At 69.8% G+C, this 22,238-nt stretch carries 17 protein-coding genes; 5 read left to right on the top strand and 12 right to left on the bottom strand.

Annotated elements, in window-relative coordinates:
• Positions 1 to 27: 27 nt before the first annotated feature.
• The 3 genes from V5F84_RS01530 to V5F84_RS01520 all read right to left on the bottom strand — a co-directional run bounded on the left by V5F84_RS01530 (position 28) and on the right by V5F84_RS01520 (position 3,660).
• Positions 28 to 393: a DUF1850 domain-containing protein gene (locus V5F84_RS01530; protein ID WP_394045302.1), complete on the bottom strand. Its 366-nt coding sequence runs from the start codon at positions 391 to 393 to the stop codon at positions 28 to 30.
• Entirely contained in the window at positions 390 to 2,510 is a 2,121-nt protein-coding gene (locus V5F84_RS01525) for a TRAP transporter permease (protein ID WP_394045304.1), read from the bottom strand. The genes V5F84_RS01530 and V5F84_RS01525 overlap by 4 nt, the downstream gene beginning before the upstream one ends.
• A 205-nt stretch (positions 2,511 to 2,715) precedes the next feature.
• Positions 2,716 to 3,660: a TAXI family TRAP transporter solute-binding subunit gene (locus V5F84_RS01520; protein WP_394045306.1), complete on the bottom strand. Its 945-nt coding sequence runs from the start codon at positions 3,658 to 3,660 to the stop codon at positions 2,716 to 2,718.
• A 258-nt stretch (positions 3,661 to 3,918) separates the two neighbouring features.
• Here V5F84_RS01520 and V5F84_RS01515 point away from each other — a divergent pair, with 258 nt between their 5' ends.
• Positions 3,919 to 5,163, top strand: coding sequence for a glycerate kinase type-2 family protein (locus V5F84_RS01515; RefSeq protein WP_394045308.1), 1,245 nt, complete (start codon positions 3,919 to 3,921; stop codon positions 5,161 to 5,163).
• A gap of 220 nt (positions 5,164 to 5,383) precedes the next feature.
• Complete coding sequence (locus V5F84_RS01510) at positions 5,384 to 5,989, top strand: GNAT family N-acetyltransferase (RefSeq protein WP_394045310.1); 606 nt, start codon at positions 5,384 to 5,386, stop codon at positions 5,987 to 5,989.
• Between the two features lie 22 nt (positions 5,990 to 6,011).
• On the opposite strand, the gene V5F84_RS01505 is transcribed toward V5F84_RS01510, so the two are convergent.
• From V5F84_RS01505 to V5F84_RS01485, 5 genes are all read right to left on the bottom strand, one after another.
• The gene (locus V5F84_RS01505) at positions 6,012 to 6,341 is read right to left on the bottom strand and encodes an SMR family transporter (RefSeq protein WP_394045312.1); all 330 of its coding nucleotides are present in this window, start codon (positions 6,339 to 6,341) and stop codon (positions 6,012 to 6,014) included.
• Positions 6,342 to 6,458: 117 nt separating this feature from the next.
• Positions 6,459 to 10,169 (bottom strand): error-prone DNA polymerase, encoded by a 3,711-nt coding sequence (locus V5F84_RS01500; RefSeq protein ID WP_394045314.1) that lies wholly within the window; start codon positions 10,167 to 10,169, stop codon positions 6,459 to 6,461.
• Positions 10,166 to 12,445 carry a Y-family DNA polymerase gene (locus V5F84_RS01495; protein WP_394045316.1) on the bottom strand — a complete coding sequence of 760 codons (2,280 nt, stop codon included), beginning with the start codon at positions 12,443 to 12,445 and terminating at the stop codon, positions 10,166 to 10,168. Before V5F84_RS01495 ends, V5F84_RS01500 begins: the two co-directional genes overlap by 4 nt.
• Entirely contained in the window at positions 12,442 to 13,638 is a 1,197-nt protein-coding gene (locus tag V5F84_RS01490) for an ImuA family protein (protein ID WP_394045318.1), read from the bottom strand. The genes V5F84_RS01495 and V5F84_RS01490 overlap by 4 nt, the downstream gene beginning before the upstream one ends.
• A gap of 241 nt (positions 13,639 to 13,879) precedes the next feature.
• Complete coding sequence (locus V5F84_RS01485) at positions 13,880 to 14,950, bottom strand: GlxA family transcriptional regulator (protein WP_394045320.1); 1,071 nt, start codon at positions 14,948 to 14,950, stop codon at positions 13,880 to 13,882.
• A gap of 125 nt (positions 14,951 to 15,075) precedes the next feature.
• On the opposite strand from V5F84_RS01485, the gene V5F84_RS01480 reads away from it, so the two are divergent.
• The 3 genes from V5F84_RS01480 (at position 15,076) to V5F84_RS01470 (ending at position 17,763) form a co-directional block, all read left to right on the top strand.
• A complete protein-coding gene (locus V5F84_RS01480; protein WP_394045322.1) occupies positions 15,076 to 15,912 on the top strand; it encodes an alpha/beta fold hydrolase in 837 nt (278 codons plus the stop codon).
• An 88-nt stretch (positions 15,913 to 16,000) separates the two neighbouring features.
• Complete coding sequence (locus V5F84_RS01475; protein ID WP_394045324.1) at positions 16,001 to 16,501, top strand: YbhB/YbcL family Raf kinase inhibitor-like protein; 501 nt, start codon at positions 16,001 to 16,003, stop codon at positions 16,499 to 16,501.
• A gap of 95 nt (positions 16,502 to 16,596) precedes the next feature.
• Positions 16,597 to 17,763 (top strand): MFS transporter, encoded by a 1,167-nt coding sequence (locus tag V5F84_RS01470; protein WP_394045326.1) that lies wholly within the window; start codon positions 16,597 to 16,599, stop codon positions 17,761 to 17,763.
• Positions 17,764 to 17,769: 6 nt separating this feature from the next.
• On the opposite strand, the gene V5F84_RS01465 is transcribed toward V5F84_RS01470, so the two are convergent.
• The 4 genes from V5F84_RS01465 to V5F84_RS01450 all read right to left on the bottom strand — a co-directional run bounded on the left by V5F84_RS01465 (position 17,770) and on the right by V5F84_RS01450 (position 22,168).
• Positions 17,770 to 18,975, bottom strand: coding sequence for an alpha/beta hydrolase family protein (locus tag V5F84_RS01465; protein WP_394045328.1), 1,206 nt, complete (start codon positions 18,973 to 18,975; stop codon positions 17,770 to 17,772).
• A 128-nt stretch (positions 18,976 to 19,103) separates the two neighbouring features.
• Complete coding sequence (locus tag V5F84_RS01460; RefSeq protein WP_394045330.1) at positions 19,104 to 20,123, bottom strand: peptidoglycan -binding protein; 1,020 nt, start codon at positions 20,121 to 20,123, stop codon at positions 19,104 to 19,106.
• A 2-nt stretch (positions 20,124 to 20,125) separates the two neighbouring features.
• Positions 20,126 to 21,229, bottom strand: coding sequence for a flagellar motor protein MotA (locus V5F84_RS01455; RefSeq protein ID WP_394045332.1), 1,104 nt, complete (start codon positions 21,227 to 21,229; stop codon positions 20,126 to 20,128).
• A gap of 150 nt (positions 21,230 to 21,379) precedes the next feature.
• Positions 21,380 to 22,168 carry an inositol monophosphatase family protein gene (locus V5F84_RS01450; RefSeq protein ID WP_394045334.1) on the bottom strand — a complete coding sequence of 263 codons (789 nt, stop codon included), beginning with the start codon at positions 22,166 to 22,168 and terminating at the stop codon, positions 21,380 to 21,382.
• Positions 22,169 to 22,238 lie beyond the last annotated feature (70 nt).

The raw sequence follows: 22,238 nt of genomic DNA, 5'->3' as shown, positions 1-22,238 counted from the left end.
CGCGCCCCCGGCCTTGCACAGGGCGTCTCATTCGCAGGCCGACAGCGTCACCGGGTCGGCGCTTTCCGGCAACAGCGCCCCCATGGGCCGGCAGGCGCCGTCGATGCAGACGCGATAATCCGCCGTGGCGCCGGAACGGCGCATCACGATCTGCTTCTGCGGCGCCAGCGCGGGATGGGCGACATAGCGCCCGTCCTTCAGCACCGCCCCTTCGGGCGGCTCCATGCCCGCGCCGGACCCCTCGATGCGCATTTCGGCGAGCACCAGGCCGGCGGGCGTCGCGCGCCAATCCTCCTCCCAGGTGGTCTTCTGCACCGAATGGGTCCAGGCCAGGGTGATCAGGGCCGCGAGGCGGAGCGTCACCCCGCCGCCGGCCAGGCAGACGAGGCTCACGCCGGGCGGGCCGGCGCGTTGCGCGTCCGGATCATGTGCCAGGCGAGGAAGGCGGCGAACAGGGCGAATGCCGCCGCGTCCGACATGGGCACCGAGGCCACGAACAGCAAAGCCGCGATCGCCGCCACCACCCGTTCAATGATCGACAGCGGCCCGAACAGCCAGCCGATGGCCACCGCCCCCAGCAGGCCGATGACGATGCAGGCCTTGGCGAACACATAGGCCACCTCGACCCAATAGCCGTACTGGGCGGCGATCTCCCCGCCCTGCTGGAGCATCAAGGTGGGCTCGTAGACCGCCATCACCGGGATCAGGAAGCCGGCCAGCGCGATCCGGCACGCCTGCCAGCCGATGGCGTCGGGCGATGCCTTGGCGATGGGCGCCGCCGCGAGCGCGGCGAGCGCCACCGGCGGGGTGAGGTCGGCGATGATGCCGTAATAGAACACGAACATGTGGCTGACGATCAGCGGCACGCCGAGCGTGAGCAGGGCCGGCGCGGCCAGCGAGGCGGTGATGATATAGGTGGGGATGGTGGGGATGCCGGTGCCGAGAATGATGCTGGTGACGATGGTCAGCAGCAGCGACAGCCACAGCGTCTCCTTGCCGATGGAGACCACCCAGCCGCCGAAGATGGTGGCCGAGCCGGTGAGGGTCAGCACGCCGATCACCGTGCCGACGATGGCGCAGGCCATGCCCACGGGCAGCGCCTGGCGCGCGCCTTCCGCCAGCCCGTCGCGGCACAGGGCGAGCGTTGCCCGCCCGCCGCGCGTGATCAGGTTGCCCACCACCAGGGCGACCACCAGGGCGACGATCACGACCACGCCGAATTCGAAGAAGGCCGCGCACACGAGCCCGAGCGCGATCCAGAAGGCGAGGCGGATCATCGGCGCGGCGGTCTCGCGTGCGATGCTCTGGCCGAGGATCAGCACCACGGTCAGCGCCAGGCCCACGGCGCCCGCGAACAGGGGCGTGTAGCCGGCGAACAGCAGATAGACCAGGACGATCAGCGGCAGCAGCAGGTACCAGCCCTTGCGCAGGGCCGGCAGGATGAGCGGGATCTTGTCCTTGGGAATGCCCATGAGGCCGCGCTTGCCGGCCTCCAGATGCACCATCCAGAAGGCGGAGGCGAAATAGAGGATGGCGGGAATGATCGCCGCCTTGACGATGGTGGCGTAGGGCACGCCGATGGTCTCGGCCATGATGAAGGCCACGGCGCCCATGACCGGGGGCATGATCTGCCCGCCCATGGAGGCGGTCGCCTCCACCCCGCCGGCGAACGAGGAGGAATAGCCGAAGCGCTTCATCAGCGGGATGGTGAACTGGCCCACGGTGACCACATTGGCGACGCCCGAGCCGGAAATGGTGCCCATGAGCGCGGAGGAGAACACCGCCACCTTCGCCGGCCCGCCGCGCGCGCGGCCGAACAGGCCGAGGGCGAGATCGTTGAACAATTGGATCATGCCGGCCCGCTCCAGGAACGTGCCGAACAGGACGAACAGGAAGATATAGGTGGCCGAGACCGCGATCGGCACGCCATAGATGCCCTCGGTGCCGAACGACATCTGCTCGACGATCTGCTCCAGCGAATAGCCGCGATGGTCCAGCGGCGCCGGCAGATACTGGCCGAACAGGCCATAGGCCAGGAAGGCGCCGCAGATCAGCGGCAGGGCCGGGCCCATCATCTGCCAGGAGACTGCGAACACCACGACGATCAGCGCGATGCCCATCACGAAGTCGGCGTTGGAAATCTCGCCGGCCCGCAGGATCAGGTCGTTATAGAAGATCCATTGGTAGAGCCCGGTGGAGAAGCCGACGAGCCCGACGCCCCAGCCGAGCGCCAGGGTGAGGCGCGACGTGCTGCGGTGATTGGCGATCAGCGCCGCCGCGATCAGGCACAGGAAGCCCACATGCAGGCCCCGGATCACCTGGCTCGGCAGGATGGCATAGGTGGAGACGAACAATTGGTAGGCGGAAAAGGCGATGGCGATCCAGAACAGGATCTGGCCCTTCAGCCCCTCGCCGAACCCTGGCGGCAGGCCGTGCTCCATGTCGTCGATGGGCGCGAAACTCTGCGGGGGCGTGACGTCGGCATCGGCGGAAAGGCTCGGCGCGCTCATCTTCACTGGCTCCAGAAATCGCTGGCTCCGGGTCGTCCGGGCCGGACCGGCCGGCGGGTCCTGCCCGTGCGTCCGGCGGCGGGAATGGGAAACGGGCGCACCGCTGGCGGATCAGCCGAAACGGATGGTCGCCCATCCGTTTCGAAAAATTGATCCACCAGATCAAGGGCTTGGGGCGCGCCCGTTCACGTCATCTTCCCAGAGGTCAGGGCGAGACGCCCTTTTCCTTGAAGTATTTTTCCGCGCCCGGATGGAACGGCACCGGCGAACCCTTCATGGCGCCCTGGAGCGAAATCGCCTTGGCGGCGGCGTGGGCGGCCTGGAGGTCCGGCAGATTCTCGAAGATCGCCTTGGTCATGGCATAGACGTCGGCGTCCTTCATGTCCTCGCGCACCACCAGGAAGTTCGGCACGGCGGCGGTGGCGACGTCCTTGTCCTGGCCGGTATAGGTGCCGGCGGGGATCACGGTCTTCAGATAGGGCGTGCCCACCTTGTCGACGACGCTGTTCGGAATCTCGACCACATTGATCTCGACGGCGGTGGCGAGGTCCTTGATGGAGGACACCCCGAGGCCGGCCGATTGCAGGGTGGCGTCGAGCTGGCGGTTCTTCATCAGCTCCACCGATTCGGCGAAGGGGAGATATTCCACCTTGCCGAGGTCCTCATATTTGAGCCCGGCGGCGTTGAGGATGGCGCGGGCGTTCAGCTCGGTGCCGGATTTCGGCGCGCCGACCGACAGGCGCTTGCCCTTCAGGTCCGCCAGGGTCTTGATGCCGCTGTCCTTGGACGCGACGATCTGGATGTAGTTCGGATAGATGGCGGCGAGCGCCCGCACTTTCTTGAGCGGCGCCTTGAAGCCGGCCTCCTCCTTGCCGGCCCAGCCGTCGGCGAGGCTGTCGGCGAGGGTGAAGGCGATCTCGCCCTTGCCCTGCTGGATCAGGATGAGATTTTCCACCGAGGCCTTCGTCGCCTGCACCGAGGGGCGCACATCCGCCACCTTGGTGGACAGGATGTTCGAAATGGCGACGCCCATGGGGTAATAGACGCCCGAGGTACCGCCGGTGAGGATGTTGACGAATTCCGCCGCCTGCGCCGCCACGGGCGCGCAGGCCAGCGCGACCGACAGGGCAGCCATCTTCCAGCTTTTCATGAACGCTCCTCCGATATCGTTGTGTCTTTTCCCGGAAGGCTAGCGCCTTCGGCGGCAAAGGCCACCTGCTTTCTTATGGCTCAGACGAAAGTCTAAACCGCCTACCCCGGTGCGGCCCGCAGGCCGCGCCGCGATTTCGCGGGCGCGGGCCATTGATCCCGACCTTTCGGGGCGCTAGTGACGGGATGAAATAATGAATCCCACAAGCCCTAAGGGCGCGGGATGTCGCCCTCCCGCGCGGGGGCCAAGGGAGCCGCCATGCCGTCCGATAAGGAAATTCTCCGCGCTCTGTTCGAGACCGCGCTCGCGGCCGCCCTGCCCGAGGGCAAGTTCGACGGGCGCCTGCCGGAGCCGCCGAAGGGGCGCACCATCGTCATCGGCGCCGGCAAGGCCTCCGCCCGCATGGCGCGCGCGTTCGAGGACGCCTGGCAGAAGCCCTGCGAGGGGCTGATCGTGACGCGCTACGGCCATGGCTGCGAAACCCGCCAGATCGAGATCGTGGAGGCCTCCCACCCGGTGCCCGACGCGGCGGGCCTCAAGGCGGCGCAGCGCATCCTGGAGCTGGCCCGCTCGGCCGGGCCGGACGATCTGGTCATCTGCCTGATGTCGGGCGGCGCCTCCTCCCTGCTCACCCTGCCGGCGGAAGGCATGACGCTGGAAGACAAGCAGGCCCTCAACAAGGCCCTCCTGAAGTCCGGCGCGCCCATCGGCATCATGAACCAGGTGCGCAAATCCATGTCGGCCATCAAGGGCGGGCGCCTCGCGGCGGCCATCGCCCCGGCCCGCTGCGTGACCTATCTCATCTCCGACGTGCCGGGCGATGACCCGCGCGCCATCGGCTCCGGCCCCACCATTCCGGAAAAGTCGGATCCCGAGGCGGTGCTCGCCCTCATGCGCGCCTATGACGTGCCGGTGAGCGCGCAGATGGAAAAGGTGATCCGCGCCAACACGGTGTCCGGCGATGCCCTGCCGGGGCAGGAGGTGCACATGATCGCCACCCCCATGATGGCGCTGCATGCGGCGCGGGAGAAGGCAAAGGAATTCGGCCTTTCGACCGTCATCCTCGGCGATGCCATCGAGGGCGAGGCGCGCGAGGCGGCCACCGTCTTCGCCGGCATCTCCTTCAGCGCGGCGACCCACGGCGAGCCGGCGAAGGCGCCGTGCGTGCTGCTGTCCGGCGGCGAGACCACTGTGACGGTGCGCGGCACCGGGCGCGGCGGGCGCAATGTGGAATTCCTGCTCGCCTTGGCGCTCGCGCTGAAGGAGGCCAAGGGCATTTCCGCCATCGCCTGCGATACCGACGGGGTGGACGGCACCGAGGACAATGCCGGCGCCTGGTTCGACGACCAGATCCTCGCCCAAGCGCGCGCGGCCGGCGTTTCGGCGGTCGATCATCTCGGCAACAATGACGGCTACAGCTTCTTCCAGAAGCTCGACCGGCTGGTGATGACCGGGCCGACGCTGACCAATGTGAATGATTTCCGCGCCATCCTGATCCGCTAAAACCGCGTAAAGGCCCGGCTATTGCTGCGGCGCAGCAGGTTTGCGCGCGCCGCATGGCGGTAGGAAATTGAGGGATGTCAAATTATTAGGCCCATTGCCGGCGGAGGCGGCGGGGGCTTGACGGGGGGCGGATGGGTCAATGTCCTTGACCTTTGCTGCATTGCACATAGATTGCGGACAGAGGAACCGGGGGGTCCGGACCATAGGTCAGGAGACCACCATGAACGATCAGGTTGCGCCTGGAATCATCCGCAAGCTCTGGGCCGGAGAGGCCCAGCTGTTCCGCGAACATCTTCTGCGGCTGGATAAGGAAAGCCGGCGCAACCGGTTCGGCTCCGCCGTATCGGAATCCTTCATCGAGCATTATGCCGAGCGCGTGTTCCGCTCCGGCGCGGTGGTCCACGGCTGCTTCATCGACGGCGTGCTGCGGGCGGCGGCGGAGCTTTATCCCTTCTCCGGCGTCCTGCCGCGTGAGGCCGAGGCGGCGTTCAGCGTGGAGAGCGCGTTCCAGAACGGCGGCTTCGGCACCCAATTGATGGAGCGCACCCTGCTCACCGCGCGCAATCGCGGCATCCGCACGCTCTATATGAACTGCCTCGCCCACAACCGCCGCATGCAGCAGATCGCGCGCAAGTTCGACGCCGACCTGAAGTTCGAATCCGACGAAGTGGTGGCGCAATTGACGGCGCCCTATCCCACGGCGCTTTCCCTGGCGCGGGAGGCGGCGGCGGATGCGCAGGGGGTTTCGCGCACCGTGTTCCAGGCCCAGGTGCGGGCCACGGGGCGGGTGATCGACCTGCTGCTGCCGGGTTCGCGCGCGGCCTGAGGCTGCCGAACCCGATCGGGTCCTAGTGGGGCACGCTCTTCGACAGCAGGTTGACCACCAGCACGCCGGCGATGATAAGGCCGAGGCCGATGACGGCGGGCAGATCCAGCTTCTGCCCGTAGACCACGAGGCCGATGGCGGCCACCAGCACGATGCCGACGCCCGACCAGATGGCATAGGCGATGCCCACCGGCAGCACCTTCAAGGTGAGCGAGAGGCAATAGAACGCCACCGCATAGCCGATCACCACGATCACCGAGGGCAGCGGCTTGCTGAATCCCTCCGCCGCCTTGAGGGCGGAGGTGGCGATGACTTCCGCCGTGATGGCGACGAGGAGCAGCACATAGGTCATGGGCGGAGGTGAGCCCAGGGGCGTTTCCGCGTCAATTAGGTTTTGCCTTTCGCGGCCGCGCGATACCGTCACAGCCGGTGGCTTGCCGCCGCGGGATCGACCGCGCGATCGGTGGCCTCAATGGAAATTCCGTCCTTTCGGCAAGGCGGGGGCATTGGCGGGCACCAGGGGGGCGGGGCGCCGGCGGTGCGGCGCCTCTTTGGGGTCGCGCGGATCGCGGCCGGGGCCGCTTGTCTCTCTTGGATCGCGGCCGGGGCCGCTTGTCTCTCGCGGATCGCGGCCGGGGCCGCGTTTGGCCTCGTCGGGCGGCATGGCGGGATTTATGGGCGAGCCGTCGCGGTCCAGTTCGTCGATGAGATGGCTCCAATCCTCGATCTTCTCCGCCACCAGATGGATGACGCCGCTCTCGTTCTGCAGCCGGCCGGTGACGCCCACGAGGCGCGCGCCCATCACCTGCGGGCGGAAGGCCTCGAACACGCGGGGCCAGACGATGACATTGGCGAAGGCCTGCTCGTCCTCGATGGTCATGAAGATGACGCCGCTCGCGGTGCCCGGCCGCTGGCGCACCAGCACCAGCCCGGCGAGGGTGAGGCGGCGCCCGCTCGCCAGCTCCGGCAGGCGCCCGTTAGGCGTCACGCCGCGCCGGGTGAGCCGGGCGCGCAGGAAGGCCAGCGGATGGGATTTCAGCGACAGTTTCAGATGCCGGTAATCAGCAATCACCTGCGCGCCCGGCGGCAGGACCGGAAGCGCCACCTCCGCCTCGCGGATGCTCTCTTCGCGGGCCGCCGCGGCGGCGCGGAACAAGGGCAGGTCGTCCTTGTCGCCGGCGCGGCGCAGGCCGCGCACGGCCCAGAGCGCGGCGCGCCGGTCGAGCCCGAGGGAGCGGAAGGCGTCGGCATCGGCGAGGCGCTCCAGCACGGCGGGTGACAGGCCGGTGCGCAGCCACAGGTCGCGCACGCAATCATAGCCCGGCCCGCGCAGGGCCGCGATGCGCCGGCCCGCCTCCTCGTGCAGACCCTCGATCTGCCGCAGGCCGAGCCGCAGGGCATGGGTTGTCCTCACATCGCCGGCCATGTCGCCATGGCGGGGATGAATGCGCCCGGCGGCGCGCGCCACCCTTGCGCCCTCTCCCGCTTGCGGGGGAGGGTTGGGGAGGGGGCACGCCGCCTCGGGGCACGGGCGTGCGGCGGGAGGGGAATGGGGGCTTTGCGGGCGGGACACCGGTGCGCCTTCTCTTCCTCCGGGCCGTTCCGATTCTGCACGTCCTCCCTCTTCCCCCTCCCCAGCCCTCCCCCGCAAGCGGGAGAGGGGGGGCATAGCCTTGAGGAGGGAGAGCCCGTGATCGACAGCCTCTGCGGGAGGGGCCGAAAGGGCAGCGGCGCCGTCCTCCGCTTCCAGCGTATGGTCCCAGTGCGATGAATTGATATCGGCGGGGCGGATCTCGACGCCGTGCTCGGCAGCGTCGCGCACCAATTGGGCGGGGGCATAGAAGCCCATGGGCCAGGCGTTCAGCAGGCCGGCGGCGAACACATCGGGATAATGGCACTTGATCCAGGCCGAGACATAGACCAGCAGCGCGAAGCTCTCGGCATGGGAACGGGGAAAGCCGTAGGAGCCGAAGCCCTTGATCTGCTGCCACAGGCTTTCCGCGAAGGCGCGCTCATAGCCCTTGGCCAGCATGCCGCGGATCAGCTTGTCCTTGAACGTGTCGATGGTGCCCACATGCTTGAAGGTGGCCATGGCGCGCCGCAGCTTGTCGGCCTCCTCCGGCGTGAAGCCGGCGCCGACGATGGCGATCTGCATGGCCTGTTCCTGGAACAGCGGCACGCCGAGCGTGCCTTCCAGCACCTCCTTCAGCTCGGGCGAGGGATAGACCACCTTGTCCAGCCCCTGCTTGCGGCGCAGATAGGGATGCACCATGCCGCCCTGGATCGGGCCGGGGCGCACGATCGCCACCTCCACCACCAGATCCTCGAATTTTTCCGGCTTCAGGCGCGGCAGCATGGTCTGCTGGGCCCGGCTTTCCACCTGGAACACGCCGATGGAATCCGCCCGCCGGAGCATGGCGTAGACGCGCTTATCGTCCGGCGGGATGTCGCAGATGCGCTTGAAAGCGTGTCCGTACCGGGCGTTGAGCAAGGCGAAGCACTTCTGGATGGCGGTGAGCATGCCGAGCGCCAGCACGTCCACCTTCAGCAGGCCGACGGCTTCCAGATCGTCCTTGTTCCATTCGATGATGGGCCGCTCGTCCATGGCCGAGCGGGTGAGCGGCACGGTCTCGTCCAGCCGGTCGTGGGTCACCACCATGCCGCCCACATGCTGGGAGAGGTGGCGCGGAAAGCCGATCAGCGCGCGGGAGAGTTCCAGCGTCAGCGACAGCCGCCGGTCGGTGGGGTCGAGGCCGAGGCGCACCGCCTCCTCCGCCTTCACCCCGTCGGAGGACCAGCCCCAGATGGAGCCTGAGAGCGCGCCCACCGTATCCTCCGAGAGGCCGAGCACCTTGCCCACCTCGCGCACCGCCGAGCGGGTGCGATAGGTGATGGTGGTGGCGGCGAGCCCCGCATGGGCCGCGCCATAGCGCCGGTAGACGAATTGCAGCACCTCGCCGCGCCGCTCGTGCTCGAAATCGATGTCGATGTCGGGCGGCTCGTTGCGGTTGCGGGAGATGAAGCGCTCGAACAGCAGGGCGGATTTCATCGGGTCCACCTCGGTGAGGCCGAGGCAGAAGCACACCGCGGAATTGGCCGCCGAGCCGCGCCCCTGGCACAGGATGCCGGCGCCGCGGGCGAAGCGCACGATCTCGTCCACCGTGAGGAAATAGGGCGCATAGCCGAGCTCGCCGATCAGGCCGAGTTCGTGGCGCAAGGTGGTATTCACCTTGTCCGGTATGCCTTCGGGATAGCGCGTGCGCGCGCCCGCCCAGGCCAGCGCTTCCAGCGCTTCTTGCGGGGAGGCGAAGCCGTCGCGCGCCTCGCGCGGATAGGTGGGCTTGAGCTGGTCCAGGGAAAAATCGAGCCGGGAGAAGAAGGCGAGGCTTTCCGCCATCGCCCCCGGCAGGGCGCGGAACAGGCGCGCCATCTCGGCGGGCGGCTTGAGGTGGCGCTCGGCATTGGGGGCGAGCCGCGTGCCGGCGGCATCCAGCGTCACATGGGTGCGGATGCAGGTGAGGATGTCATGCAGCGGGCGCTGCTCCGGCGCATGATAGAGCGCGTCGCCCACCGCCAGGACGGGCAGGCGCGCGCGCCGCGCGAAGTCGGCGAGGCGGGCGAGGCGGCGGGCATCATCCCCGCCATGGGCGATCGCGGCGGCGAGCCATGTCCGGTCCGGCGCGGCCTCATTTAGCTGGCTAATCAGTTCCGCAAACGCCTCCGTCAGCCGGCGCGGTGGCAGCACGGCGAGGCACAGGCCGTCCTGGAAATCCAGCAGATCGGCCCGGGTGAGGCGGCAATCCCCCTTTTCCGCCCGCATATTGCCGGTGGTGAGCAGGCGGCAGAGCCGGCCGTAGGCGGGCCGGTCGACGGGATAGGCGAGGATGTCCGGCGTGCCGTCGCAAAACACCAGCCGGGCGCCGATGGCGAGGGGAAAATCCAGCGCCTTCGCCATGGAATGGGCCCGCACCACGCCGGCCAATGTGTTGCGATCGGCGATGCCGATGCCGCGATGGCCGAGCGCGTGCGCCTGCCGCACATGATCTTCCGGGTGCGAGGCGCCGTGCAGGAAGGAGAAATTGCTGGTGGCGGCCAGCTCCACATAAGGCGGCGGGGCGGGCGAGGCGGCGCTCGGGCCGGAGCGGCCGGCGAAAGCGGGGGTGAGAAGATCGCCGCTCATGCGAACAGCCCGTGCACATACCAGGCGGGGCGGCTGGTTTCCGCGCCATAGAGCCCGGCGCGGAACAGCCAGAGGCGCAGCCCCTCTTTTGTTTCCACGCGAAAATAATCCCGGGTCGGAGTGGAAAGCGCACCTTGGCGCCCGGCGCCGGGCTCCGCGGCGGGCGGCAGTCCCGTGAGGCGCAGGGCGGGTTCGCGCCACCAGGGGGCGGCGATGCGCTCGGGTCCTTCCACGCGCGCCACAAGGTGGAGGCGGCGGCGCCAGCGGAAGCGCACGGGGGCGCCGTCCGGCACCTCGGCCACGGCTTCCACCGCTTCGGGAACGGCGAACAGGCGCTGCGGCCGCACGGCGCCATCGGCATCGGGCCGCTCGGCCGGCGCGGGAGGCGCCGGCGCGCGCCGCGCTGCCGCCCGCGCCGGCGGGATCGCGCCCGGAGCGAGGGGAACGTCCGCCGCCGGGTCCCGGTCCCTGAGGGTGGGAGGAGAAGGCGCCAGGTGCGCGCCGGTGGTTTCCGAGCGGGCCGGCGGCGTGGCGAAGGGGGGATGCGCGGGCGGGCGCATCGCCGGGTCTTCCGGTGGGTCTTTCGGCTGGGGGACATCGGCTGTGAGAGAAAGAGCGCCGGCGGGGCTTTGCGGTGCGCGACTTTCCCGAGCGCCCCCGGCTGCTGCGGACCTTGCCGGGGCCGGCGGGCGCGTTTCGGCCGCCCCGGTCCGGATGGCGGACGCGCGGGGCAAAGGGATCGAAACGGGGATCAGGACGGGGGACGGGCGATCCCCATCGGCGGGGGGCGAAGCGGAGCGGGCGCGCGCGGGGAAGGGGATTGCCTGCCCCGCCCGTTCGTCCTGCCCGCTGTCTTCCCCTTGCGACTCTCCTCCCCCTTGCTCTCGTTGCCTTCCGCCCGGCGCCGGCGCGCCCTGCGACGGCAGGGGCGGGGTGGTTTTGTCGATGGAGGCAAAAGCTTGGCCTGGCCCGGCTTCCAGGGTTTCGCTCCCGGCCAGGATCTGCGCCTGAATCCGCGCCGGGTCGGCGAGCGCGCCGGCATCGAACGGCAGGCGCCGGCGCGCCAGGGCGGTCGCCTGCCCGGCCTCTTCGGGAAGATGCGCGTCCAGAACACCGAGATGCTGCACCCGCGCGGCGCCGAAGCGGGCGGAAAGCCGGTCCACGAGGCCGTCCAGCGCGGCTTCCTCCGCCTGCCGGGCATCGAAGCCGTGCTGGTGGGGCGCCATGTCCTCGGCCAAAGTGACGCCGAGGCGCAGCAGATCGAAGCCGAAGCCGGCGTCGAGATGCGCCACCTGCGCCATCTTCTCCGCGAACAGGCGGCGGATGGCGAGGGGATCGCGCAGCGGCCGGCTCGCGCCGACCGTCAGCCGTGTCACCTGCCCATCCACTCGGAACAGGGTCAGTTCCAGGCGCCGCGCGCCCTTGCCCGCGCGCTCCAGGGCGGGGGCCAGCTTGGTCGCCAGATGATGGGCGAGGCCCAGCACGTCTTCCGTCCGCTCGATGGGGTCGGAGAGGCTGCGCTCGGCGCAGAAGCGCGGCGGGGGAAAGCGATGCTCCACCGCTTCGCGCGCGAGGCCGGTGGCCTGGTCGAGCCGCCGCAGCAAATCGGTGCCGAAGCGCGCGGTGAGCGGCGCGCGCGGCTTGCCGGCGAGATCGCCGATCCGCGTGAAGCCGAGCCGGGCCAGGGCGGCGAGGGCGCCCGCCTCCAGCCGCAGGGCGGCGAGCGGCAAGGGGGCGAGCAGAGCGGCAAGGTCGGCGCCCTCTTCCACCACCAGGGCCGGGCGGGCGCCGAAATGCGCGAGGGCCCAGGCCGCGCCGAGGGTGGAGGCGAGCGCGGCGCGGGTGGCATAGCCCCGTGCGCCGACGCGTGCGCGCAGGTCGCCCACCAGAGCGCGCTCGCCGCCGAACAGATGGGCGCAGCCGGACACATCCAGCATCAGGGCGTCCGGCGCATCGAGGGCGAGCAGCGGCGTATAGCGCTCGCAGGCGTCGGCCACATGGCCGAGCAGGCGCGCGTCCGCCTCGGGTGCATGGTCCGCCACCTGAAGCTCGGGATGGCGCGCGCGGGCGTCCGCCAGGGAGAGGCCGGGCACGAGGCCGAGGTCGCGCGCGGCGGGGTTGAGCGCGGCGAGCCGCAGCGCGCTTTTCTCCAGCACCAGGGTGGCGCGCGGGGCCGCGCGCAGCTCCAGCGGCAAGCTGCGCGCGATGCGGTCGGTGGAAAGGTGGTTCAGCCACAGGCACAGATAGCGCCGGCCGGGCGCGGGGGACGGGGTCATGATCCGGCCTCGCGGGCCTGGCGGGGAAGCGCGGGGCTGGGCGCGGCCGAAAGGAAGGCGGGGCCGGCAAGGCAGAGGGTCCAGCGTCCCAGCGGGCCGAGGCGGTTGCGCGTCAAGGCGGCCTCCAGGGTCGGCAGGCCGAGCCCGCCATAAGAATCGCGCGGCGTGCTGGCGGCGGGGGCGATCGCCCAGCGGGTGAGGGCGGCGCAGGCGGCGCCGTCCGGCCTCTGGCGCAGCAGCAGGCCGAGCACCGGGTGCGCGCGCGCCGCGAGGGAGAGCCGCCGGGTCGCCGTGAGGGGTTCGGGAAAGGCCGTGCCCACTTCGCCGAGCACGGCGGCAAGCCCGCCGCATTTGAGGCCCTCCTCCATGGCGAACAGCACGTCCTGCGCCTTGTGCACCCGCACCAGAACCAGCGCGCCGTCGCACAGGCCGAGTTCCACGAGGCCGGGCGCATAGAGGCTGCCGGCCTCCAGCTCCGCCAGCTCGTGCTGCACCATCAGCACCGGGCGCTTGAGCTGGAACGCGGCGCGGGCGGCGAGCGCGAGGGCAAAGGCGGTGAGGGCGCCTTCCGCACCGGGGCCGCGGGCGGCGGCCTCGTGCAGCGCGCCGAGGGCGAGCCCGCCCCCCAGCGCCCCATCCAGCGGGGGGATGCCGAGGGGCAGAAGCGGGTGGGGCGGGGCAAGGGCGGGGCCGGCATCATCGAGCGGCGCCTGGTCCTGTACGGGGGCGCCGGTTTCGCTCCCGCCGGGCGCCGGATTGCCGCCGGAGGTCTGCGGGGGAGACGGGGCAGAGGGGGCGCGCGCCGCCCCGGCGGAGCCGCTCGGGATCGGCCTTGCCGGGACGCAAATCCCGCGCGCGGACGCTCGCGCTCCCGCCCGCGCCGCGCCGGCCGGGCTTTCCTCATCCCGGCCTTCCTCATCCCGGCTTTTCTGGCCTCGATCGCCGCCGGTCCAATTCCCCTGGCTCCAGATCTCCTGGCTCCAGATCTCCTGGTTCCAGATCTCCTGGTTCCCGATCTCCTGGCTTCGGATTTCCTGGCTTTGCGCCTCCTCGTCCCATTCCACCGCCTCGCCCGCCGACCAGGGCACGGGGGGGCGGGTCGGCGGGGCGTCCACGCGCCGCTCGATGGCGGAAATGCAGCGCCGCAGGCGCGCAAGCTCGCCCGCAGCGCGAGTCGCGCTCGGATTGGACATGGGCCGTCCGTTTCGCTAGGCCGCATCCCCGCGAGCGACGCAAACGCCGCCGCCCGCGCGAAATGCCGGGGGTTCGAGGGAGCGCGCGAGCCGCCTCCGGAGAGGGCTCGCTTGTTCCCTATTTGTTCTTATAGATTCCGGAACGGCGCGGGAGAGTCAAGCGTGTCGCACAGGGGGGCACGCGGGATCGGGGAAGGAGCGTGGCCGCGTTGGGTTTGCGTCCTTGAAGCGCCGCTTCGCGTTACCGGTCTCGACGAGGGGCCGCGAGGGGCGAGGGGGTGCCGGTCGTCGAGGCCTCCCGCAGCGCCGATTCCCCGCCGGTGCCCTCGCGACCGGCCGCGATCCCGAACCGCTGGCGATAGTCGCGGGGGCTCAGCCCGGTCATCTTGACGAACACCTTTCGGAACGAGCCCGGGTCCTCGTAGCCCACATCCCATGCGATCTGCTCGACCGGGCGCGCCGTGGTCTCCAGCATCTCGCGCGCCTTGCCGATTCGAAGGTGCTGGCAATATTCGGTCGGCTTCAGCCCCGTCGCCTTGTGAAAGCGGCGCAGAAACGTGCGCGGCTCCAGCCCCGCCTTGTCCGCCATCGCGGCAAGCGTCGCGTCGCGGGCGCCGGTCGCCTGCAGCCAGTGCTGGACCTTCAGCACCGCCTCGTCGCCATGGCGCAGCCGGGGCGAGAACACGCTGTAGTATCGCTGCTCGCGGCCCGGCGGGTCGACCAGCAGGAAGCGCGCGGTCTCCAGCATCGCGGTCGGTCCCAGCAGCCGGTCCACGAGCTTGAGCCCCAGGTCCGTCCAGGCCATGAGGCCGCCCGCCGTGATGAGATCGCCGTCGTCGATGACGAGCTTGTCGATGTCCACCCGGGCGTTCGGAAACCGTTCCGCGAAATCGTTGGCATAGAACCAGTGGGTGGTGGCCGCGCGGCCCGCAAGCAGGCCGGTTTCGCCGAGCAGGAAGGCGCCGGCGCAGACCGAGGCGAGCGTCGCCCCGCGCGCGTGGCGCTCGCGCAGCCAGAGCGCCAGCGGCGCCGCCTCGTCCGACGTGATGGGCGCGATGACGGCCGGCGGCATGATGATGAAATCCGGTTCGCCGGAAGCGCCCGGATCGCTGTCGAAGACGCGTTCCGCGCCCGCGCCGTTTTCCCGCCCGCGCCAATGGCTGATGCGAATGCGCGGCGATGCGGCGCCGACACGGCGGCTCACCAGCAGGTTGGCGACCGAGAACAGGTCGGTCAGCCCATGGACCGCGCCGAGCTGCGCGCCGGGATAGATCAGGACGGCGATTTCCGCCAAGGGCGTCGGTTTCGTCATTTGTCACTTATGGCCTGAAATCTGTCGCTCGCGCCAATCCGAAAGCGGGCCGCGGACGCCTAGTGTCTCCCCATCAAATGAGCCGCCGGGGACGACAGAGCCCGGCACAGCCAGGAGCGCAGATCATGAGCACGGTTAAGACCACCGACGGCGCCGAAATCTTCTTCAAGGATTGGGGTCCGAAGGATGCCCAGCCCATCATGTTCCATCACGGCTGGCCCCTGTCCTCGGACGACTGGGACGGGCAGATGCTGTTCTTCCTCGCCAAGGGCTATCGCGTCGTCGCCCATGACCGGCGCGGCCACGGCCGCTCCAGCCAGGTGTGGGACGGCCATGACATGGACCATTATGCGGCCGACGCCGCGGCGGTCGTGCAGCATCTCGATCTGCGCAACGCCATCCACATCGGCCATTCGACCGGCGGCGGCGAGGTCGCCCGCTATGTCGCCCGCCATGGCGAGCCCCAGGGCCGGGTGGCCAAGGCGGTGCTGGTGAGCGCCGTTCCCCCGCTGATGGTGAAGACGGCGAACAATCCCGGCGGCCTGCCCATCGAGGTGTTCGACGGCTTCCGCGCCGCGCTCGCCGCCAACCGCGCCCAGTTCTTCCTCGACGTGCCGACCGGCCCCTTCTACGGCTTCAACCGCGAAGGCGCGAAGATCGACCAGGGCGTGATCAACAATTGGTGGCGGCAGGGCATGATGGGCTCCGCCAAGGCCCATTACGACGGCATCAAGGCCTTCTCGGAGACCGACCAGACCGAGGACCTGAAGGCGATCACCGTCCCGACCCTGGTGCTGCACGGCGAGGACGACCAGATCGTCCCGATCGACGACAGCGCCCGGCTCTCGGCCCCGCTGCTGAAGAACGGCACGCTGAAGACCTATCCGGGCTACGGCCACGGCCTGCTGACGGTCAATGCCGACGTCCTCAACGCGGATCTGCTCGCCTTCGTCCGGAGCTGAGCCGCAACACAGGGCGCGCACCGGAGACGGTGCGCCCCTCCATCGCCGGTCATCGCGTTGCACCTCCATCGACCTTCGAGGTATCCCAATGCCCAATCCCTTCACGATCCTCTCTCCGGCGATCGATGCCAACGGCCTGATCCCGGAACGCTTTGTCGGCAACCGCTTCGGCAGCACCGGCGGCGATATCTCGCCGCCGCTGACCTGGAGCGGCGTGCCTGCATCGGCGAAGAGCCTGGCGCTGACAGTCTATGACCCCGACGCGCCGACCGGCAGCGGCTTCTGGCACTGGCTGGTCGCCAATCTGCCGCCTTCGACCGAAGGCCTGCCCGAAGGGGCCGGTGCCGTCGGCGGGGCGGGGCTGCCGGCGGGCGCCGTGTTCGGCCTCGGCGATGCCGGCGTCGCCGGCTATTTCGGCCCGACACCGCCGGCGGGTGACCCGCCGCACCGCTACATCTTCACGCTCCACGCCGTCGATACGGACCGGCTGCCGGTGGACAACACCACCTCCGGAGCGCTGGTCGGGTTCGCGCTCCACTATCACACCCTCGCCACGGCGACCGTCATCTATCGGTACGGCCAGAAATAGCCGGACCGTCGAGGGAAAGCGGACGGCGGGCGCGCCGATGGTGCGCCCGCTGCCGCATGCTAGTCTTGCATCGCGCCAGAAGGTGGAGATGTCCCATGATTCCCGCGGAACACCGCACGCCGGTCTTCGCCATCATCATCGCCGCCTTTGCCGCGACGCTGGGCATCGGCATGCTGATCCCCGCGATCCCGGCCCTGACGGCCGGCCTGCCGGCCGTGGCGCACGGCGCCCTCATCTCCGCCTTCGCGTTCGCGCGCATCCTGGTGGAAGTGCCCGCGGGCTTCGCGATCGACCGCGTGGGCGCGCGCCTCTCCTCGGTGATCGGCCTCGGCATCATGATCGCAGGTGCGCTCCTGGGGCTGCCGAACCTCGGCTACGGCATGCTCATGGCTTCAGTCGTGGTGCAGGGCGCGGGCATCGCCATCTTCTCCACGGCGGCCATGACCGCCCTCATCAACATCTTCGGGCCGAAGGGGCGCGGCACCGCGCAGAGCCTGTTCCAGGGCGCGCTGCTGCTCTCCTATTCGGCGGGGCCGGTGGTCGGCGGTTATGTGGTCGGCGCCTTCGGCCCACGCGCGCCCTTCATGGTGGAAGCACTGCTGCGCCTGCTCGCCCTGCCCATCTCCCTGCTGATGCCGAAGGCCGCCGGCGCGGCCAAAAAGGCGGTGGGCGCCATCCGCATCACCGCCGGGCTCGCCAGCGGCACGGTCATGACCTTCGCCGGCTTCCTCGCCCGCATCACGGTCTCCTGGGTCGTGGTTCCGGCGGTGGCGACCACCATGCTGTCTTTGTCGCCGCAGCATTACGGCTTGATCATCGGCGTGGGCACCGCCCTCAATCTCGTGTTCCTGCCGCTGAACGCCCGCCTCATCGACAGCTGGAGCGCCAGCCGCACCGTGCTGGCCGCAAGCGTGCTGACACTCGCCGGCGTGGTGCTGATGTGGCTCGCGCCGGTGCAGTGGGCGCTGTGGGTGGGCACGGCCTTCGTCATGATCGGCACCAGCGCGCTGGTGACGGCGGCGGCCACCGTGGCGCTGGAAGACATTCCGCCCGAGCAGACCGGCGCCGTCACCGGCACCAACCGTGCGGCCGGGGACATCGGCACCGCGATCGGCCCCATCCTCACCTCTGGCGCCACCACCCTGTTCGGCCTGACGGCGGCCGGCGGCTTCGCCGTCACCGCCGCCGTGATCGCGCTTTGCCTCGCCGCCTTCGCCGCGCTGCGCCTTTCGCTCCGGGCGGCGCCCGCCACCGAGGCGTGAGGCGCGTCAGGCGAACTGCTCGTCGAGCCAGTCGAAAACCCGCCGGTTGAGCAGCGAGCGGTTCTGCATCTCGCAATGCCCGTCCGCGCCCTCGGCAGCCGTGAAACGCAGAAGGGTCTTGGGGCAGCTCAGCGCGTCCAGGAAGGCGCCGGCATCCTCGGCGAGCGCATCGCCCTCGGTCTGGGTGATCAGGGTGGGACAGGTGATCAATCCGGCCCGCCCTTTCATGGTGAAGGGCTCGGCGGAGGCGAAGAAGGCGCGCAGATTGTCCACGCCGTGCACCCAGAAGCCGCGCTGGACGATTTTCCAATACAGCACGCGGTCCTTGCGGATGATGGCGTCGAGCCGGTCGATCACCGCCTGGTCGAGGGTACCGAGATCGGCCGCCGCCTCGGGGGCGACGCCGAACTTGCCCACCACCACCTTGCGAAAGCCATCGGAAATGCTCCAGGTGCCGGGATCGGCGATGAGCGCGGCGAGGCGCGGCTCGCCGGAGGCGCCCCGGGGCGCGAGATGCCCGCCGAGGCTCCAGCCATAGAGCGCGATGCGCGCGGGATCCACCAGCGGCAAGGTCAGCGCATAGTCCACCACCGCCTTGATCACCACCTCCCAGTCGGGCCGCAGCGGAACGCCCTGCTCGATGAGCATGGCGCCCTGGCCGGGACCGTCGAACAGCAAGGCGTGATAGCCCCGCCGCGAGGCCGCCACCGCTGAGGCGAAATAGGTGTCGGTGATGGTGGCGTCATAGCCGTTATTGAGGATGAGGAGCGGACGTACCTCGGTCTCGAAGCCATGGGCGGGAATGAAATAGCCCGGCATGGGCGTCGCCCCGAACGGGATGCTCAGCGGCCGCACCGGATGGGGACCGAGCGCCAGGCCCGCGTCGAGCGCTTCCACCTGCTTGCGGAACGCCGCGCGCAGGCGCGGATCCACGGGCGCGCCGAAGATGGGATGGAAGGAGGCGGCATAGAAGGTGCTCGCCCGCAGATAGGATTCGCGGGCGCTGGCCTCATGGCCCTTGGCGAGCGCCTCGTCGCCCTGTCCCTTGAGCCGGTCGCCGGCGGCGACGAAGGCGTCATGGAAGGCCCCGTCGTCGCCATCGCCGACGGCGTCCGCCACGGCCCTGACCTCGCCGAAATCGGCGCCGCCATAGGGGATATAGGCCAGCGGCCACGTGCCGAAGTCCTCATGGAACTCGTTCTTGAACAGCATGGCCGATATGCCCCCCCGATCTGAGACCGCCTGCTCCGGTCGCATACGGCATAATGCTCGGGCTCCCCGCCGCCATACAATCGGCCTGCGCAAAATATCCGAAAGCGCGAGCGCGCCGGTCGGGCGCCTCAGCGCTCGGTCAGCTTCAATTCGATGCGCCGGTTGCGGGCCTGGGCATCGTCCGTGGTGCCGGGGTCGAGCGGCTGGTATTCGCCGAAGCCGGCGGCGATGAGATGGGTCGGCTGCACGCCCTTGGCGATCAGATATTGCACCACCGCGATGGCGCGGGCGGCCGACAATTCCCAGTTCGAGGGAAACTGCGGGGTCGAGATGGGGCGGTTGTCGGTGTGCCCGTCCACCCGCAACGCCCAGGAGATATCGGGCGGAATCTGCTTTTCCAGATCGAGGATGGCGCCGGCGAGCTGGTCGAGGGCGGCCAGGGCCTCCGGCCGCGGGGTGGCGGAGCCGCGGTCGAAGAACACCTCGGACTGGAACACGAAGCGGTCGCCGACGATGCGGATGTCCGGCCGGTTGCCCAGGATCTCGCGCAGGCGGCCGAAGAATTCCGAGCGGAACCGGCTCAGCTCCTGCACCCTCTGGGCGAGCGCCACGTTCAGCCGCTGGCCGAGGTCGGCGATGCGGGTCTGGCTTTCCTTGTCGCGCTGCTCGGAGGCGTTGAGCGCCTCTTCCAGCGCCGCCATCTGGCGCCGCAAAGCGGAAATCTGCTGGTTCAGCAATTCGATCTGGGCGAGCGCGCGGGAGGCGGCATCCTTCTGGATGTCCACTTCGCGCGACAGGGCCTGTTCGCGCGAGGGGTCGGGCGCGGCCGGGGCGGCGCTCAACTGGCCCTTGAGGCGGTCGCGTTCGGCGGTGGCGGCGTCGAGATTGGCGCGCAGGGCGCTCAATTCGCCTTCCGCGGTCAGCCCGGTCGCCCGTTCCAGGGACAGAAGCTCGGTGAGCTGGCGGATCTGCGCCTGCAATTTCTGCATGGCGTCGTCCTTGCCCGAGATGTCCTGGGTCAGGAAGAACTGGGTGATCATGAACACGGAGAGCAGGAAGATGAACACCAGCAGCAAGGTGGACAAGGCGTCCACGAAGCCGGGCCAGTAATCGATCGTGCGCTCGCGGCTGCGCCGGCCGAGGGCCATGCTCAGGCCCCCCGGCCGCCGCGGCCCGGCCCCGGCTCGCCCCCGTCATAGGCGTCCAGGGTCTGGTCCAGCCGGTCGACGATGCGGCGCAATTCCTCCTGCTGGCCGGTCTGCACCTCGATCATCTGCTTCATCAGCGCCTGTTCGGAGCGCATGTGGGTGACGAGCCCCTGAAGGCTCTCGGCCAATTGGGCGACCGCCGAGGTCACGCGCTGGGAGCCGGCCTCGTTCAACGTGCGCTCCAGCTTCGCCATGGCGTCCACCAAAGGCGCGACATCCAGCGGCGGCGGGGGCGGCAGGGCAAGGGGGAGGGCGGCCGCGCCGCTGCCTGGGGGCAGGGCGGACAGCACCGGCGCCCGCTCCCGCGGCATGGGGCCGACCGGATCGCCGAGATCCTCCACCGTGGTGGAGAGCCAGTCCTCAAGGTCGGTATAGAAGCGGCTCTGCGCCTGGCCGGCCTGCAAATCCAGGAACCCCAGCACCAGCGAGCCGGCAAGGCCGAACAGGGAGGAGGAGAAGGAAATGCCCATGCCGGCGAGCGGCGCGGAGAGGCCGCGCTTGATCTCGTCGAACATGGAGCCGCTGTCGGGCCGCACCTCCAGCGAGGAGATGACCCCGCCGATGGAGGAGACGGTCTCCAGCAGGCCCCAGAAGGTGCCGAGCAGGCCGAGGAACACCAGCAGGCCGGTGAGATAGCGCGCCGTGTCCCGCGCTTCGTCGAGCCGCGTGCCGATGGAATCCAGGATCGAGCGCATGGTCGCCTGGGAAATCGCCATGCGGCCCATGCGGTCGCCCAGCAGCGCCGCCATGGGCGCGAGCAGGGTGGGCGCGCGGGCAACCGCGAGGCCCGGATCGGCGAGGCGGAAGGAATTCACCCATTCCACTTCCGCGAACAGCCGCGACACCTGCCGGATGGCGAGGATGATGCCGCAGGCCAGCACGCCGAAGATCACGGCGTTCAGGCCCGGATTGTTCAGGAAGGCGGCCTGGATCTGCTGGTAGAGCACCGCGGCGAGGGCGGCGCAGAGCAGGAGGAAGATGACCATCCGCACCAGGAAGATGCGGGGCGAGGACACCTTCACGTACGGATCAACGACACGCGCCATTTTCGCTCCCGCAGGCCGTTCCCCTGAAGGGGGACTATGGCACAGATGGCCGCAAATGGAACCGCGCCCGGCACGCGCCGGGCAAATTGGAGCGGTGTGAAGGTAGGGCGTGGCCGTGGCGGATCGGCACGGCGCCGCGCGCGACCGGCCTCAGGCCGCCTTGAGAAGCGCCAGCAGGTCGCGCCGCATGTCCTCGTTGCCGGCGATCACGTCGCCTTTTTCCAGGATCTGGTCGCCGCCGTCGAGATCGGACACATAGCCGCCCGCCTCGCGCACCATGAGGATGCCGGCCGCCATGTCCCATGCGGAGAGATTGCGCTCCCAGAACGCGTCGAACCGCCCCGCCGCCACCCAGGCGAGGTCCAGCGCGGCCGCGCCGGTGCGGCGCAGGCCGGCGACCTGGGTCTGCACCTTGGCCAGCTCGCGATTGAAGCGGGTGTGATCGCCCCGGCCCATGTGCGGCAGGCCGCAGCACACCACCGATTCGGCGAGCTTGCGGCGGCCCGCGACACGCAGGCGGCGGTCGTTGAGATAGGCGCCCTGGCCCTTTTCCGCGACGAACAACTCATCGGTCACGGGATTGAAGATGACGCCGGCGAACGGCGCGCCGTTGCGCACCAGCGCCACCGAGATGGCGAACAGGGGAATGCCGTGCAGGAAGTTGGTGGTGCCGTCGAGCGGATCGATGACCCATTCGTTCGCCGGATCGGTGCCTTCCACCCGGCCGCGCTCCTCCATCAGGAAGCTGAAGCCGGGGCGGGACCGGGAAAGTTCCGTGAACAGGATCTCTTCGGCCTTGCGGTCCGCCGCCGAGACGAAATCCGCCGGGCCCTTCACCGACACCTGGAGATTCTCGACCTCGCCGAAATCGCGGGTGAGCCCGCGCGCGGCCTTGCGGACGGCCTGGACCATGACGGTGATGAGCGGAGAGCGGATCATTGTGCGAAAAACCATTCCGGCCATGCGGCACGGGCCCCGGCGCCGTCCATCAGGGACGATGCGCCGGCCG

Origin of the sequence: Roseixanthobacter liquoris, from assembly GCF_043195135.2 — a bacterium.
In the GTDB taxonomy this organism is placed as follows: domain Bacteria; phylum Pseudomonadota; class Alphaproteobacteria; order Rhizobiales; family Xanthobacteraceae; genus NCEH01.
The sequence above is the reverse complement of the archived record's forward strand: the minus strand, read 5'-3'. Positions and strand labels throughout refer to the sequence as shown.

Coding starts and splice junctions, on each gene's coding strand:
- V5F84_RS01525 (WP_394045304.1), bottom strand. CDS start 2,510: ATGAGCGCGCCGAGCCTTTCCGCCGATGCCGACGTCACGCCCCCGCAG.
- V5F84_RS01520 (WP_394045306.1), bottom strand. CDS start 3,660: ATGAAAAGCTGGAAGATGGCTGCCCTGTCGGTCGCGCTGGCCTGCGCG.
- V5F84_RS01515 (WP_394045308.1), top strand. CDS start 3,919: ATGCCGTCCGATAAGGAAATTCTCCGCGCTCTGTTCGAGACCGCGCTC.
- V5F84_RS01510 (WP_394045310.1), top strand. CDS start 5,384: ATGAACGATCAGGTTGCGCCTGGAATCATCCGCAAGCTCTGGGCCGGA.
- V5F84_RS01505 (WP_394045312.1), bottom strand. CDS start 6,341: ATGACCTATGTGCTGCTCCTCGTCGCCATCACGGCGGAAGTCATCGCC.
- V5F84_RS01500 (WP_394045314.1), bottom strand. CDS start 10,169: ATGAGCGGCGATCTTCTCACCCCCGCTTTCGCCGGCCGCTCCGGCCCG.
- V5F84_RS01495 (WP_394045316.1), bottom strand. CDS start 12,445: ATGACCCCGTCCCCCGCGCCCGGCCGGCGCTATCTGTGCCTGTGGCTG.
- V5F84_RS01490 (WP_394045318.1), bottom strand. CDS start 13,638: ATGTCCAATCCGAGCGCGACTCGCGCTGCGGGCGAGCTTGCGCGCCTG.
- V5F84_RS01485 (WP_394045320.1), bottom strand. CDS start 14,950: ATGACGAAACCGACGCCCTTGGCGGAAATCGCCGTCCTGATCTATCCC.
- V5F84_RS01480 (WP_394045322.1), top strand. CDS start 15,076: ATGAGCACGGTTAAGACCACCGACGGCGCCGAAATCTTCTTCAAGGAT.
- V5F84_RS01475 (WP_394045324.1), top strand. CDS start 16,001: ATGCCCAATCCCTTCACGATCCTCTCTCCGGCGATCGATGCCAACGGC.
- V5F84_RS01470 (WP_394045326.1), top strand. CDS start 16,597: ATGATTCCCGCGGAACACCGCACGCCGGTCTTCGCCATCATCATCGCC.
- V5F84_RS01465 (WP_394045328.1), bottom strand. CDS start 18,975: ATGCTGTTCAAGAACGAGTTCCATGAGGACTTCGGCACGTGGCCGCTG.
- V5F84_RS01460 (WP_394045330.1), bottom strand. CDS start 20,123: ATGGCCCTCGGCCGGCGCAGCCGCGAGCGCACGATCGATTACTGGCCC.
- V5F84_RS01455 (WP_394045332.1), bottom strand. CDS start 21,229: ATGGCGCGTGTCGTTGATCCGTACGTGAAGGTGTCCTCGCCCCGCATC.
- V5F84_RS01450 (WP_394045334.1), bottom strand. CDS start 22,168: ATGATCCGCTCTCCGCTCATCACCGTCATGGTCCAGGCCGTCCGCAAG.